Raw genomic sequence first — 13,513 nt, forward strand, 5'->3', positions numbered from 1 at the left:
GATGTGAAGATAAAGGATGCATATGAAGCTCTTAAAAAGAATTGGTAATTTTATTTGCTGGGCTTTGATGTTTTCGAATTTCTCGGCTTATGCTATTGATTGTCTAGGTGAGAGTGGTAATTCGGTAATATATCAGAAGGTTCAGCTAAGTGGTGGTGAGGTTTGCTTGGTTGGCTCTGGTAATGGAGTGGATGTTGTTGCGCTTTATTCTAATGGCGGTCCGTTATTAAGAAATTCAGTTTTGGTAAGTAAGAGTGACGTTGCAGATGGCTCTGTGCATATTGAGGCGGCAGAAGGTGTGGTTAAGATTTATTTTGAATATCCTAACAATGTTTATTCGATAGATTTTGATGTGAAGGATTTTTCGATAAAAGAGTCTCTTGTTGTATCGACTTTGCGTGGTTCTAATGGAGAGGTTCCTAGTAAGCTTATTCTGAGGTCCAAGCCTGGGGTTATTGCTAGGGCAAGATTTGAATTGGTCGATAAGAATGAGTTGTTCGGGAGGGGTGATTTGATCTTGGCCAAGGAGGTTGAGACTAGTGTTAGCTATTCTAAAAGCAGAATTTACCGGGAGCCAAACCTTAAGAAAGGTAGCGAGATCTATCTAGCTGAAGGTGATGTGGTAAGGGTTTTGTCATATCGTGATGGATGGTTGAAAGTATTATACAAAATGCCGAGCGGAAAGGCAGTGAAGGGTTGGCTTACAATATCTAGTGTGATTTGATAATACGAAAAATTCCAAAAGGTGATAGATTTATTTGTCGTGCTCTGAAGCTGTGCGCGGAGTCAAGATTAGAGCGCCTAAAATAGATCTGTCCCATTTTTATTTTGACTGCTTGGCTATTGCTGGCAAATGAATATTTCAATGAAAGGCATCATCCGCATCGGCGACAACACCACTAGCGGCGGCAGTGTGCTGACTGGCTCTGCCAATCGGAAATTCCACGGCATCGGCGTGGCGCGTGTGGGCGATCGGGTGAGTTGCCCGGCCCATGGCCCGACGGTGGTGAGCGAGGGGCACTCGACGTTCAACGATAACGGTGTCCCGATTGCCTTCCATGGCCATCGCTGCGCTTGCGGTTGTGCGTTGATCACGTCGCTGTCCGAAGCGACCGCGAGCTGAGCATGGCGGTCCGTCTGGATAAGGTGCCGCCGCCTGCCAAGCTGCCGGCGCCGCCCGGTGCGTGGGTCTGGCTTGGCCTGCTGTTGCTGGCTTTGTTGATTGGCATGGGCTCGACCCTGCTGCTGGGCGAGCAGTCGCTGGGGCAACAGCCCTTACTGTTCTGGGGCCGCGCGCTGGGGATTCCCCTGGTGGTCTGGAGCCTGCTGCTGTTCGGGCGGTTCCTGCTGCATATCAGTCTGCTCAGCAGCGCCGAGGGCTGGGATGAGGCGCGCGAGGCGGATTGGCTGGCCAAGCTGCGCAAGGGGCGCCGTTCGCAGCAGGTGCTGGCGGTCAGTCTCTACACCGCCTTGCGAGACGAGGGCGATGCGCAGTTCGAGGCGCTGACCTGCGGCAAGAGTGAGCTGAAAACCCAGACGGTGCGTGGCAAGGGGGAGCTCACGGCTCGACACACCGCGATGTTGCCGGTGATGAACGATGTGGGGAAGACGCTGGATGACGCGGCGATGTTGCTGCGTCTGTACCGCCAGGTGCTGGGCGAGATGGCCGTGGCATTACGTGCTTTCCCGGCCGAGCAGCCGCTGATGCTGGTGCAGGAAACCGACAGCAGCGTTCCCCCGGCACTGCAGCAGGATGCCTGGCAGCGGGCCTGGGCGGAGTCGGGTATACGCCAGTCGGTGACGCGCCTGGAGCGCGAAGGGCTGGACGCCGTGGACCATTGGTTGGACAAACGCATCGCCGATCCAGCGTTGGTGCTGGTGGTGGCGCTGTGTGTTGCGCCGGAGCCGCGGGAGGACTCGGCGGAGGTCGCGGTGGCGCTGTTGCTGGGCAATCGCCTGACCCAGAAAACCGCTCCCATCGTGGCTTATCTGCATCGCCCGGAGCAGGAGCACGGCACCACCGGCGAAACCCTGCGCTATGCCGTGCATCAGGCGCTGGACTGGGTGCCATTGAAAGCCGAGGCGCTCCAGCGGGCATGGCTGGTGGGAATCCCCACCAAGCGCCAGGGCGACGTCAACAAGTTGGTGCTGGAGCTGCTGAAACCGGATCCGGTCGTGCGCGACCTGGGCGCCTGCCTCGGCTACCCCGGCTGCGCGGCGCCCTGGGTTGCCATCGCCGCCGCGGTAGAGGCGGTGCGCCGTGAGGGCCAGCCGCAAATCATCTTCAGCAGCAACGCCGTTGCCGACTCCACGTTGTGGAGTTCGGTGGTCGCGCCGTCGTCGCCATAGGGACATGTCCATGCGTTCTGCTCGTTTGCTGGTTCTGCTCGCTTCGCTGGTTGTGCTGATCGCCGGAGTCGTTGCGGTGTTGCTGTGGCGGCATCCGGAGTTGCTGGGTGTGCGCGCTGGCAGTGAGGAGCGGTCCTCGGGGCTGTTCTGGACTGTGATGCTGGGCTCGGTGCTTGTGCTGGTCCTGGGGCTCTATCGATTCCTGGGCCGGAAGTCCGGGCAGTTCGATTACCGGGCGAGTAGTGCTGCTGATGTGGAGTCGGCCGCGCAGGTGGCGGCCGATCCGGTCCAGGCCGCTGCCGAAAACGATCTGATTGCCATCCGCAACCATATGCCTGTCGCCTATGGCTTTGCCTGGCGTAACAAGGTTCGTCTGCTGTTGGTGGTGGGTGAGCAGACGGAGGTCGATGCCATCGCGCCCGGGCTGTCTGCCGCTCGCTGGCTGGAAGGCGAGGGCGTGGTGTTGCTGCATGGCGGTAGCCTGCGCGGTTCCTGGCGGGCAGGCGTCGTCGGGCTGCTGGCGCAATTGCGCCCAAGGCTGCCGCTGGATGGCGTGGTCTGGGCCTTGAGCGAAGGGCAAAGCCCCGATGCACAGGCATTGAACGTGGGCTTGCAGCAATTGCGCGGCTTGGCGCGGAGCCTGCGCTGGCAGGCGCCCTTGTACCTCTGGCAAGTGCATGGCAGTGAATGGGAGCAGGACGACCGTACGCTGCCCGCGATTGGTTGCCTGCTTCCGCCCAAGGCCTCGGCGGGGTGGGTCGAGGAGTCTCTGCGCAAGCTGCTGTCACCGCTGCGCGAACAGGGGCTGGTGCGGTTGAACTCGTCCGCCAGGCATGACTTCCAGCTGCGCCTCTCCCGCAACCTCGGGCAGGAAGGTATTGCCCGCTGGAGCAGGCTGCTGGATCGGCTCAAGCCTGATTTTGCCCGAGGCGTACCGCTGCGCGGGCTGCTGTTCGGCCTGCCACTGCCGCCTGTCCGCGAAGGGCGAGTCGCCAACGCCTGGTGGCCGGCTCCCGTCTGGACGGCTATCCGCGATGATCGCCAGGCTCGCGGCAGCACCTCCGGCTGGACCTGGCTGCGCGGTTTGCAGATGGCAACGCTCGCTTGCCTTGGCTTATGCGTACTGGCGTTGCTGCTGTCGTTTTCCAGCAACCGCAGCCAGATCGCCTCGGTCGAAGTAGCGCTGGCAACGGCGAATGCGCCTGGCGATCTCGAAGCCCGGCTGGCCGCCCTCGATCAACTGACCCACACCCTGACGAAGCTGGAGCTTCACCAGAAGCAAGGGGCGCCCTGGTACCAGCGGTTCGGCCTGGGCCAGAACGATGCCTTGCTGGCAGCAGCCTGGCCGCGCTTTGCCCAGGTTAATAACGAGTTGATGCGCGACGTGGCGGCACGCAGCCTGGAGCAGAGCCTGAACGGGCTGGTGAACCTGCCGCCGGACAGCCTCGAGCTGAGCGCCAACGCGGCCAGCGCGCGCGACCAGCTCAAGGCCTACCTGATGATGGCGCAGCCGGACAAGGCCGACGCAGACTTCCTGGCACGCGAGCTGAGTGCGGCCAATGCCACCCGCGATGGCATTGCGACCGCCCGCTGGCAGAAGCTGGCGCCGCGTCTCTGGGCGTTCTATGCCCGACACCTGCAGGCCCATCCGCAATGGCGTATCCAACCTGATAGCCAGGTCATCGCTCAGGCACGCCAGGTATTGTTGACCCAGCTTGACCAGCCAGCGTTGGAGCAGGCGTTGTACCAGCGCCTGCTGGACGATGCGAACAGTCAGTACGTTGCCTTGACGCTCGCCAGCCTGGTCGGTGAAACCGAGGTCGCATCGCTCTTCGCTTCACCGGCCAGTGTGTCCGGAGCGCTGACCCGTCAGGCCTGGGACGGTTACCTGCGCAAGGCCATTGACCAGGTCGCCGAAGCAAGACGTGAAGAGCTCGATTGGGTGCTTAGCGACCCGCAGCACTCGCTGGCGCCAGAGCTGCAGCCGGAAGCGCTGAAGGCACGGCTGACCGAGCGCTACTTCAGCGATTTCAGCCAGGCCTGGCTGGCGTTCCTCAACAGTATTCGCTGGCAGAAGGCAACGACCCAGGCTGCAGCCATCGATCAGCTGGGTTTGCTGGCTGATGCGCGTCGCTCGCCGCTGGTAGCGCTGATGAAGGAGCTGGCCCAGCAGGGCGCCACCGGGGCTAGGACACAAGCCACCAAGTCGGCAGAGGAGCAATCACCCATGGAGCAGACCTTCGGCCCCTTGTTGGCCATCCAGGGGAAGATGCGCTCGGCGACTGGCAAGCAGGCCAACCTGCAGGCCTATCTCGCTCGCGTGACCCAGGTGAGGGCACGGCTGCAACGGGTCGAGAGTGCTTCCGATCCGCAAACAGCGGCCCGGACCATGGCGCAAGCCACCTTCCAGGGACTGACCATCGACAACGAGGACTATGGCCAGTTGGTCGCGGAGAGTCTCGGTAAACCGCTGGCGGCCTTCGCCCAGAACCTCTTCGTGCTGCCGCTGGGGCAGGCCTGGTCGGGGGTGATGCAATCTTCGGCTGGTGATCTGAACCGCCAGTGGCAGCAAGCGATAGTCGCCCGATGGCAGCGCGATTTCGCCGGACGCTATCCCTTCGTGGCCGATGGTGCCGACGCGCCGCTGCCCTTGCTGGGGCAGATGATCTGGCCGGGCACTGGTCGTATCGACCAGTTCATCAAGTCACGACTGGGTGGCGTGCTGCAAAAGCAAGGCAAGCGCTGGGTTCCCATTGGCGGAGAAAGCCAGGGGCTGCAAGTCACCCCGGCGTTCCTGAAAGCGGTCAATCAGTTGAGCGAATTGGCCGATGCGCTCTACTCGGATGGCGCCATGCGGATGTCCTTTGAACTCAAGGCCAAGCCGGTGCGCGATGTGGTGAGCACCACGCTGATAATCGACGGCGAGCGGCTGGAGTATTTCAATCAGATGGAAAGCTGGAAATCCTTCGTCTGGCCCAGTCCCAACGATCACCCTGGCGTGCTGCTGATGTGGAAGAGCGTCAGGGCCGGCGACCGGTTGTACGGCGACTACCAGGGCCGCTGGGCGTTGCTTCGCCTGCTGGAGCAGGCACGGGTAACGCCGCTGGAGAGCGGTGGGTCGACCTTCCAGGTCGTGCTGACGGCGCCGGACGGCATCCCACTGACCTGGGAGATGCGCACCCAGGGCCGCGGGCCGTGGGTGATGCTCGGGCTGCGGGACTTCAAGTTGCCGCAGGAGGTTTTCCTGGGCGCGCCGGTGATCCGTGCAGGCTATGCAACACAGTAGGTCTCGGCTCGCACCTCCGGGGGCGAGTCGCTCGCTGGGTGGCGTGTAATATTCTGTTACGCCTGCTCTTGGCGGGCCTGCGAACGCGTTATGATGCGGCCATCGTGCGCCAGCCACATAACAAGAATCGCCGGCGCCCCCGATCGAGAGCAGCCTGCATGCCCAGTACAAGCATCGATGCGCAATACGACCTGGCCCAGGTTTCGCCTTTCCTGCTGCAGACGCTGGCCGACGTAGCCGGCGACGAAGGCGTCAGCGGCGAGCGCCTGTGCCGCGGGCTCGGCTTTACCGCCGAAGAGCTGCAGGACCCGGCCCAGCGCGTCACCTATCGGCAGACGGTCGCGATGATCCAGCGCGCGCTCGCGGCACTGCCCGAGCGTGGCCTGGGGCTCTGGGTCGGGCACCGCAACGTGCTGGGCACCCTCGGTCTGCTTGGCCATGTGCTGTCCCTGTGCAAGAACCTGCGTGATGCCTTCGAGGTGGGCCGCCGCTTCCAGCACACCACCGGCGGCATTGCGGTCTGCAACCTGATCGAGGGGCCGGAGGAGAGCTACATCGACGTGGAGTGCCGGCTGCCCTTCGCCGATATCCAGGTGTTCGCCGTGGAGGAGTTCTTCGCCAGCCTGCTGGTCTACAACCGCACCCTGATTGGCCCCCAGTTCCAGCCCCTGCGCTTCGAGTTCACCCACGCCGCGCCCGCCTATGAAGCCGAGTACCGGCGCCTGCTCGGGCCGAACCTGCAGTTCGGCTGTCTGCACAACCGCGTGGCCATCGCCAGCCACTGGCTGGATGTGCAACTGCCCAGCCACCATCCCGTCGCCCTGCGCCAGGCGCTCAGCCTGCTGGAGGCGGAGTCTGCCCCGGTGCAGCAGAAAACCGGCCTGCTGGAAACGGTGGAACGCGCCATTGCCCGCGACCTGGCCCACGGCAGCCCGATCGACAAGGTCGCCAGCGAGCTGAACATGAGCAGCCGGACCCTGCGCCGTCGCCTGAGCGAGCACGGCATCACCTTTGATGCGTTGCAGGATCAGGTGCGCCACGCCCGCGCCATGAGCCTGCTGAACAACCCGGAAATGCCCATCGAGCGCATCGCCGAGGCGCTTGGCTACAGTGACGTACGCGGCTTCCGCCGCGCCTTCAAGCGCTGGACCGGGCTGAGCCCGTCTGCCTGTCGTGAGGACGCCGCTCTGGCGCACTGATGCGCCTTGGGCGATTACATTGATGCGGCACAAGGGCGTTCCTGGCCTGGGCAGTTAAGGTCGAACTGCCCAAACAACGAGGAGCACAGCATGTACGAGCACGTACTGGCCGCCGTCGATGGCAGCCCCGTTTCGTTCCGAGCCCTGGCCGAGGGAGCGCGGCTGGTCCGCATGAGTGGCGGTGAGCTGCATGTCATCACCATCGTCGATCGCCCGCTGGGGCACCTGCCTTATTACGCCAAGTACTATGACGCCGAGGCGCTGCATGCCGCCGCGCTCAAGGCTGCCGATGACATCCTGAGCAAGGCGCGGGAGGTGGTCGGGGAGTATGCCGTGCCCGCCACTTACCAGCGGGTCACGATGGAAACCACCGGCGAGGAAGTCGCTGATCGCATCGAGGCCGAGGCAGATGCCGTCAAGGCCGACGCCATCGTCATGGGTACTCACAGCCGCCGTGGTGTGCATCGCCTGATGCTGGGCAGCGTGGCTGAAGGTGTGCTGCAGTCGAGCAAGCGTCCGGTGCTGCTGGTCCGCGATCACTGAGGTTGCGCAGCCGACTGCGGGACGTGGCATGCGCCCGTCGTCGCGGCCGGGGCTGCCTTTCGTCGAAGAGTGCGGCGAACCCTGCGTCGCCATCGGCAAGCCGGTGGGAAATCGGCTGTACTGGAGAGTCTCTGTCCTTGTGCTGCAGGAGGTGACGCCATGCCCCGTTCCCTGTTCACTGCTTTGGTCGCGGCGGCCTTCCTCGTCGCTTCGGTCGGTACCGCCTGGGCCACGGAGCAGGGCAACCAGCGCCGCCAGGCGCGGGATGTGCGCCAGGAAACCCGCCAGGACGCACGCCAGACCAAGCAGAATTGCCGCGCCGCCGACCAGCAGTACAACGCCCAGTGCCGGCAGGACAAACGCCAGACCAAGCAGCAGGGGCGCGAGACCGCGCGGGATATCAAGTACTGAGTGACCCGCGTGGCGCATCACCGGGCAACGGCTACGCTGGGTGAATTCATGCAGCCGCGGCGGCCAGGCCTGCTGGCGCTACCTCGGTTTCCCGCTACCGGACTGCAAACACCCTGACGCAAGGAGTCGCCCGATGAGTGTGTCCCGTTGGATCTGCCTGTCCCTCTCCGCTGGCTTGCTGATCGGCTGCCAGAGCCAGAAGAACGATGAGCTGAGTTACCAGTACGACAGCACCGAGTCGGTCGCCAAGGGTGTGCCGGGCGGTGCCATGACCGAGACGGAGGAGATGCAGGCCAGCGTCAGTGCCATCGACCGGAACAAGCGGACCTTCACCCTCAAGGACGATCACGGCAACAGCCGCACCCTCCAGGCGCCGCCGGAGATGCGCAACTTCGACCAGCTCAAGGTCGGTGACCGGGTCCGCGCCATCGTCGCGCTGGAGCGCCTCGTCTTCCTGCGCGAGCCGGGCCAGGAGACCGGCAGCGGTGGCGCCGGGCTGCTGGCGACGGCGCAGCCGGGCAACAAGCCGGGCATGCTCGCGGCCGATACGGTGGAGGTCACCGCCACCGTCAAATCCATGGACACCGCCAAGCGCACCGCCACCCTGCAGTTCGCCGACGGCAGCCAGCACACGGTCAAGGTCCGTCCCGACGTGGTGATGAAGCCGGAGTACCTTGGTCGCCAGCTGGTGATGCGGGTGACCTCCGCCGTCGCCGTCAGCGTCCAGCCACAGTAGGGCGTCCGTTCAAGGCTGGTTCTCCAGCAGCGAAGGCAGGTGGAGCGCGATCTGAGCGTCCTTGACCACGTCCAGGCGCAGAATGCGCGACGCGCCCAGACCCTCCAGCAACTGGCTCAGCGGCCCGCCATTGCGGGCGAGCCGGACGTTGCTGGGCAGCAGCCTCTGCGCATAAGCCAGGGTGTTGCTCTGCACCCGCGTCTGGTGCCAGCGTCCATCGACCTGGTGGACCATGGTGGTAGTGCCCAGGCGTGATTGTGGGGTGGCGATCGCCAGCGCCGGCAGGGGCGCCTGCAGGACGAGGTCGGCTCGACCGTCGGGCCCCTGGATGCTGGCCGACACCTGGCCGCCGATCTTCACCTCGATGCCGGTGCGCCATTTCGGCAACTGGTAGCCATGCACGCCGCGCACCCGTGCAATCTCGGTGGAGACCGGCAGGGCCAGCACGTGGGCGACGAAGTCGCGGCGGCGCATGGCGTCGAGCAACTCCAGGGCATGGCTGCCCCTGGCGCCCGGACGGCGGATGACGATGGCGACCGAGACTTCATCGTAAGGGTCGTTGTCGCACACCGAGTAGGAGAAGAAGGTCAACGCCACCAATCCCTGGCCGGGCAGGGCGCGCAGCGGTTCCAGCGGCGCCGGCAGCGTGGCGCGCAGGCGGTCGATGGGTGCCAGGAACAGTAACTGGATGCTGCTGGTGCGGTAGTAGAAGTTCGGCGCCCAGGTCGGCCCGACTCGCGAGGTGACCATCTGCTTGGGAATGCGCCGGAAGTAGTCGATGTTGCCGGCGGCGGGGTCCTTCGCCACTTCGTTCAGGTCCGGATTCATGCGGTAGCGGTCGTAATAGCCGCCCTCGATCACTTCAACGCTCTGGGTGCCGAACTCGACTTCCTTGAATCGCGCCTTCATCTGCTTGACCTTCTGCTTGACCTTGGTGGGAGCCGCACGGCGTTTCGAGTCGGGCGGCAGATGGGCTCACCCTAAGTTTAAAGTTAACTTTAATGTCAAGCGGGTTTCTGCCGGTCGGCGGCGGCCTTCGCTGCGGGCGCAATGGCGCGAAGCTGGCTACGCTTGAGCAGGTTTTGCCAAGGCAGGCATCAGGCGAGGTGATTTCATGGGCTGTCCCCAGGTCTGCAGCGGCGCGACGCTGCAATGCAGTTTCGGTGTCGCACCGTCGGTGCTCAACGTGCTGCCGGTCAATCGCACCCTCACCGGCGGCATGCCGGCAGCCAACCTGCAGGATCACATACCCCTGCTGAACATCCTGCCCTTCGGCCTGTGCACCAGCCCTGCCAATCCGACGGTGGCCGCCGCTACTGCAGCCGCCCTCGGCGTACTGACGCCCATGCCCTGCATACCGGCCACCGCCGCGCCGTGGATACCCGGCGGACCGCCCACGGTGCTGCTGGGCGGCATGCCGGCGCTGGACGCCAACGGTACGCTGATGTGCACCTGGGGCGGGGCGATCAAGGTAGTCTTTCCCGGCCAGGTGCAGATGCTGATTCCCTGAGTCCGCTCAGGCCTCGCTGGCATCGCCACGGCCGCCCAGCCACCAGCGCAGCCGCGAGATCGGTTTGCCGTTGTGGTCCAGTGGGCGGCCGTCCTCGGCATAGGCTCGCGGTTGATCCAGCGGCGCACCTTTCGCATAGCGGGCCTCCTGCGCCACCTGACCGTTGCCGTGGAAGCGGCGGAACGGACCTTCCTGCACCCCCTCGCGGTAGAAGGCCTGCTCGGCAAGCGTGCCATCGGCGAGATAGCTGCAGGCCTCGCCATGCATCAGGCCGTCACGGTAACCCACCTTGCGCTGCAGCCAGCCTTCGGCCGCGAAGTAACGCGCCTCGCCCTGCAGGCGTCCGCGCACGTAGGGCAACTGCGCACTGACCTGGCCGTTGGGGTGGTAGAGCGTGCTGGTGCCGTGCAGTTCGCCGTCGCGGTAGTCCAGGCTGGCCTGCGGGCGGCCGCGCTCGCTGATGCGCAGCGGGCCTTCCAGCGCGCCGTCCTGCAGGCGGCCCTGCAGGGTGCTGTCGCCGCGCTTGAGGTCGAGGGTTCTGCTGTTGGCCATGTTGTCGTCCTCAGTTGACCTTCACCAGGCCGCCCTTGAGGGTCAGCATGCCGCCGCCGTCCACCGTCTGCTCGGCGCCGGCCTTGCTGGTGAGGCTGACGCCGGCGTCGTTGGTGAGGGTGGTGCCGGCCTTGTTGGTGAGCGAAGTACCCGCCTGGTTGGTCAGGGTCGTGCCAGCCTTGCTGGTCACCGAGGTGCCGGCTTGGGCGGCGAGGTCGGCGTCGGTTTTCAGCGTCAGGCTGCCGCCACTCTGCAGGGTGAGGGTGCCACTGACCTTGATGGTGAGGTTGCCGTCCACCGTCAGCTCGAAGTTGCCGCTCACCTGATGGCTGTAGTTGCCGCCGGTGCTGTGAGTCTGGTCGGCGCCGACCTTGACCGTGCGGGTGTCCTTCACGTCCAGCGTGTCGCTGCCGGTCTGGATGGTTACGCTGCGCTTGCCCTTTTCCAGGGTGATGGTCTCGTCGCCTTCCTTCACCGTGCGGGTGCGGGCGTTCTGCACCGTGAGCGTTTCATCGTGGCCGATGGTGGCGGTGCTGTCATTGAGCACGTTCACTTTCATGTCTTTCTGCGCCTGCAGGAAGACTTCCTCCGCGTCTTTCTTGTCCTCGAAGCGCAGCTCGTTGAAGCCGCCGCCACCCTTGGACGAATTGGTCTTGATGCCGGACTGCGTCTGGTTGTCCGGCAATGCGTAGGGCAGGGCGTTGTCGCCGTTGTAGACGCAGCCGGTGACCAGCGGACGGTCCGGGTCGCCGTCGATGAAGGTGACTATCACCTCCTGGCCGATGCGCGGAATGAACTGCATGCCGAAGCCCTTGCCGCTCCAGGGCAGCACCACGCGGACCCAGCAGGACGAGGCCTCGTCGTTCTTGCCCTGCTGGTCCCAGGGGAACTGGATCTTGATACGGCCATACTGGTCGGTCCAGATTTCCTCGCCGGCCTTGCCCACCACCTTGGCGGTCTGGGTGTGCATGCGCGGCTTGGGCGTGGCGCGCGGAGGGCGGTAGGCGGTGGCCTTGGGGATGGCCTCGAAGCGATTGCCGTAGTGCTCATGGTCGGCTTCGTGGGTGACCGAGGTCAGCACCCAATCGATGTTCAGGCTGGCGTCGTCATGCCCGGTCAGGGTGAACCAGTGCCCCGGCACCAGCCAGCGGCAATCGCTCTCGCCGATCAGGCGCTTCTCCTGGCTGCGCAGGCCGTCCACGCGCTGCTTGGTCAACGCATCGCCGCGGGCCTTGGCGGTGTAGCCGCCGGGATGTTCGTACTGCGCGCGCGGCCCGGCCTCGGCCTGCGCCTGGGAATACAGCGAGGTGGTAGGCGTGGTGAACTCGTAATCGGTGGCGCTGTAGGTCCCGGCGACCGCCTGCAGGCAGTACTGCGCCGAACGGATGCCGTGCAGCTCGCGCACGCCGATCTCCTGGCCCAGGTACGGCACCTTCGGCCCATTGGGGATGGGAGGGAAGGCGTCGTTGCTGTCCGCCAGCACCAGCGTGTGCTTGCCCTCTTCGTGGGTGAAGAACCAGAAGATGCCTTCTTCCTCCAGCAGCCGCGAGACGAAGGCGAAATCGCTTTCGCCGTACTGCACGCAGTATTCGCGGGGCTCATAGCTGCCCGTCAGCGACAGCTTGAAGTCGGTAAAGCCATGGGCCTTGAAGATCGTGGTGACGATGTCGCTGGTGGGGAGGTTCTGGAAGACGCGGTTGTTGCTGGCCAGGGTCAGCCACCAGAGCCAGGGCCGTAGCACCAGCTGATAACGATCGGCGGTGGCGTCAGCGGGGAGCTGGTGGATTTCGGCGACGAGGGCGTCGAGGGGGCGGCTTCTGCCGTCGTTGTGGAGGTTGGCGGTGACGTGGGTATTCACTCCGCTGGCCAGGATGAGCGGGCTGGAGGCGAAGCCTAGTAACTCCAAGCGGGCGACACCGTTCAGCGCCTCCAGGCCGGAAACTGTCTGCGCATAGAGTTCCGTCAGCGCCGACGCCGTTAGGGAAATACTTGTGGTGGTATCGCTGGGACGGGGCATCTGCGATCTCTAAGTTTAAGAGTTTCAACTAACCGGAACAGAGAAGCGAAGCCCTGCTGTGTATCAGAGTTATTAGTAAATACCTGTATTGATTCCATCGAGACTTTCCATTGCATTCCCCTTCGACGGATTGCAGTGAGAGCAAAATGGTCTCAGATTTATCATGGAATGCATGCATGCATTTATAACTCCTTGTTCTCCTGCTGCTGAGATAATGGTTGAAAGAAAAATTATCCCATTGTCCGTAAGGGTGTATCTCTTGGCTTTTTGATAGCTGATTTCCTTTTCAAACCTGATGACGCTGCGCTTGGTCGGGATTCGAATGGGGCCCGCATTGAGCAGTGCATTATACAAAGTGCCGTGGGCGCCCGAATGAGTTAGGTAGCCCCCAGTAAAACGCAATACTTTAAGTACCGCCTGGTCGCTTCCAGTCGAAACCGGCTTCGTGTGATCAATGGTTATGAGGTAGCTGGGAAGTACAATTCCGCAGCTGTGACAGGGGATGGCGTCGGTTTCCTCTTCACCTGGAAGCTCTCCGTCTATATATGAAAAATTTCGTTTGGTTACCTGGTAAAGCTCCCTCCATTTTTGATTTTCAATGACTTTTCTGTAGTTTGTTGTCATATAGTATTGGTCAATGTATCTGCTTAGTCGGAGCACTTCCTGGACCGACATTGACTTTGTGGTGAAGCTCCCGTCCTGGCTGCCGGTTATTGTGAATTGGCTTTGTTCCAGGCTCGATTTTTTCTTGAAGGTTAGATGCGCCCCTGTCTCTATGTGTATTTGGGTGTCAGTGCTGTTATATATGGGGGCGGACCAATTGGTTTCATTGGCGTTGTGCTCTTTTAGGGCAATTTGATAAACTTGTGATTCTATGGACATAAGGTCTCCATGTGGGATTTACATTGGT

13 protein-coding genes are annotated in these 13,513 nt (G+C 63.0%); 9 read left to right on the top strand and 4 right to left on the bottom strand.

Going from position 1 to position 13,513, the window contains the following annotated elements; genetic code table 11:
- Positions 1-16: 16 nt before the first annotated feature.
- From UB43_RS29515 to UB43_RS05560, 8 genes are all read left to right on the top strand, one after another.
- Entirely contained in the window at positions 17-724 is a 708-nt protein-coding gene (locus UB43_RS29515) for a hypothetical protein (RefSeq protein ID WP_156160351.1), read from the top strand.
- Between the two features lie 141 nt (positions 725-865).
- A complete protein-coding gene (locus UB43_RS05530) occupies positions 866-1,123 on the top strand; it encodes a PAAR domain-containing protein (protein WP_045209384.1) in 258 nt (85 codons plus the stop codon).
- Positions 1,124-1,125: 2 nt separating this feature from the next.
- Positions 1,126-2,349, top strand: a complete 1,224-nt coding sequence (locus UB43_RS05535; protein WP_045209386.1) for a hypothetical protein — start codon at positions 1,126-1,128, stop codon at positions 2,347-2,349.
- A gap of 10 nt (positions 2,350-2,359) precedes the next feature.
- Positions 2,360-5,635 carry an ImcF-related family protein gene (locus UB43_RS05540; RefSeq protein WP_177329774.1) on the top strand — a complete coding sequence of 1,092 codons (3,276 nt, stop codon included), beginning with the start codon at positions 2,360-2,362 and terminating at the stop codon, positions 5,633-5,635.
- A 158-nt stretch (positions 5,636-5,793) separates the two neighbouring features.
- On the top strand, positions 5,794-6,834 hold the full coding sequence (locus tag UB43_RS05545) for an AraC family transcriptional regulator (RefSeq protein WP_045209390.1): 1,041 nt from the start codon (positions 5,794-5,796) through the stop codon (positions 6,832-6,834).
- A gap of 90 nt (positions 6,835-6,924) precedes the next feature.
- Positions 6,925-7,377 carry a universal stress protein gene (locus UB43_RS05550; protein ID WP_045209392.1) on the top strand — a complete coding sequence of 151 codons (453 nt, stop codon included), beginning with the start codon at positions 6,925-6,927 and terminating at the stop codon, positions 7,375-7,377.
- 159 nt (positions 7,378-7,536) lie between these two features.
- Entirely contained in the window at positions 7,537-7,788 is a 252-nt protein-coding gene (locus UB43_RS05555) for a hypothetical protein (protein WP_045209394.1), read from the top strand.
- A 133-nt stretch (positions 7,789-7,921) separates the two neighbouring features.
- Entirely contained in the window at positions 7,922-8,524 is a 603-nt protein-coding gene (locus UB43_RS05560; RefSeq protein ID WP_045209396.1) for a hypothetical protein, read from the top strand.
- A gap of 9 nt (positions 8,525-8,533) precedes the next feature.
- Here the strand turns inward: UB43_RS05560 and UB43_RS05565 are convergent, their stop codons facing one another.
- Complete coding sequence (locus UB43_RS05565; protein WP_045209398.1) at positions 8,534-9,433, bottom strand: acetoacetate decarboxylase; 900 nt, start codon at positions 9,431-9,433, stop codon at positions 8,534-8,536.
- Between the two features lie 205 nt (positions 9,434-9,638).
- Here UB43_RS05565 and UB43_RS05570 point away from each other — a divergent pair, with 205 nt between their 5' ends.
- A complete protein-coding gene (locus UB43_RS05570) occupies positions 9,639-10,034 on the top strand; it encodes a DUF4280 domain-containing protein (protein ID WP_045209401.1) in 396 nt (131 codons plus the stop codon).
- Positions 10,035-10,040: 6 nt separating this feature from the next.
- Here the strand turns inward: UB43_RS05570 and UB43_RS05575 are convergent, their stop codons facing one another.
- From UB43_RS05575 to UB43_RS29520, 3 genes are all read right to left on the bottom strand, one after another.
- Positions 10,041-10,586: a toxin-antitoxin system YwqK family antitoxin gene (locus UB43_RS05575; protein WP_045209403.1), complete on the bottom strand. Its 546-nt coding sequence runs from the start codon at positions 10,584-10,586 to the stop codon at positions 10,041-10,043.
- Positions 10,587-10,596: 10 nt separating this feature from the next.
- Positions 10,597-12,603 (bottom strand): type VI secretion system tip protein VgrG, encoded by a 2,007-nt coding sequence (tssI, locus tag UB43_RS05580; RefSeq protein ID WP_045209405.1) that lies wholly within the window; start codon positions 12,601-12,603, stop codon positions 10,597-10,599.
- 72 nt (positions 12,604-12,675) lie between these two features.
- A complete protein-coding gene (locus UB43_RS29520; protein WP_156160352.1) occupies positions 12,676-13,485 on the bottom strand; it encodes a hypothetical protein in 810 nt (269 codons plus the stop codon).
- Between the last annotated feature and the right edge of the window lie 28 nt (positions 13,486-13,513).

It is taken from the genome of Pseudomonas sp. 21, assembly GCF_000955805.1.
In the GTDB taxonomy this organism is placed as follows: domain Bacteria; phylum Pseudomonadota; class Gammaproteobacteria; order Pseudomonadales; family Pseudomonadaceae; genus Pseudomonas.

What these genes read in the sequence shown, in the direction of transcription:
- UB43_RS29515 (WP_156160351.1), top strand. Translation starts at nt 17, where the DNA reads ATGCATATGAAGCTCTTAAAAAGAATTGGTAATTTTATTTGCTGGGCT.
- UB43_RS05530 (WP_045209384.1), top strand. Translation starts at nt 866, where the DNA reads ATGAAAGGCATCATCCGCATCGGCGACAACACCACTAGCGGCGGCAGT.
- UB43_RS05535 (WP_045209386.1), top strand. Translation starts at nt 1,126, where the DNA reads ATGGCGGTCCGTCTGGATAAGGTGCCGCCGCCTGCCAAGCTGCCGGCG.
- UB43_RS05540 (WP_177329774.1), top strand. Translation starts at nt 2,360, where the DNA reads ATGCGTTCTGCTCGTTTGCTGGTTCTGCTCGCTTCGCTGGTTGTGCTG.
- UB43_RS05545 (WP_045209390.1), top strand. Translation starts at nt 5,794, where the DNA reads ATGCCCAGTACAAGCATCGATGCGCAATACGACCTGGCCCAGGTTTCG.
- UB43_RS05550 (WP_045209392.1), top strand. Translation starts at nt 6,925, where the DNA reads ATGTACGAGCACGTACTGGCCGCCGTCGATGGCAGCCCCGTTTCGTTC.
- UB43_RS05555 (WP_045209394.1), top strand. Translation starts at nt 7,537, where the DNA reads ATGCCCCGTTCCCTGTTCACTGCTTTGGTCGCGGCGGCCTTCCTCGTC.
- UB43_RS05560 (WP_045209396.1), top strand. Translation starts at nt 7,922, where the DNA reads ATGAGTGTGTCCCGTTGGATCTGCCTGTCCCTCTCCGCTGGCTTGCTG.
- UB43_RS05565 (WP_045209398.1), bottom strand. Translation starts at nt 9,433, where the DNA reads ATGAAGGCGCGATTCAAGGAAGTCGAGTTCGGCACCCAGAGCGTTGAA.
- UB43_RS05570 (WP_045209401.1), top strand. Translation starts at nt 9,639, where the DNA reads ATGGGCTGTCCCCAGGTCTGCAGCGGCGCGACGCTGCAATGCAGTTTC.
- UB43_RS05575 (WP_045209403.1), bottom strand. Translation starts at nt 10,586, where the DNA reads ATGGCCAACAGCAGAACCCTCGACCTCAAGCGCGGCGACAGCACCCTG.
- tssI (WP_045209405.1), bottom strand. Translation starts at nt 12,603, where the DNA reads ATGCCCCGTCCCAGCGATACCACCACAAGTATTTCCCTAACGGCGTCG.
- UB43_RS29520 (WP_156160352.1), bottom strand. Translation starts at nt 13,485, where the DNA reads ATGTCCATAGAATCACAAGTTTATCAAATTGCCCTAAAAGAGCACAAC.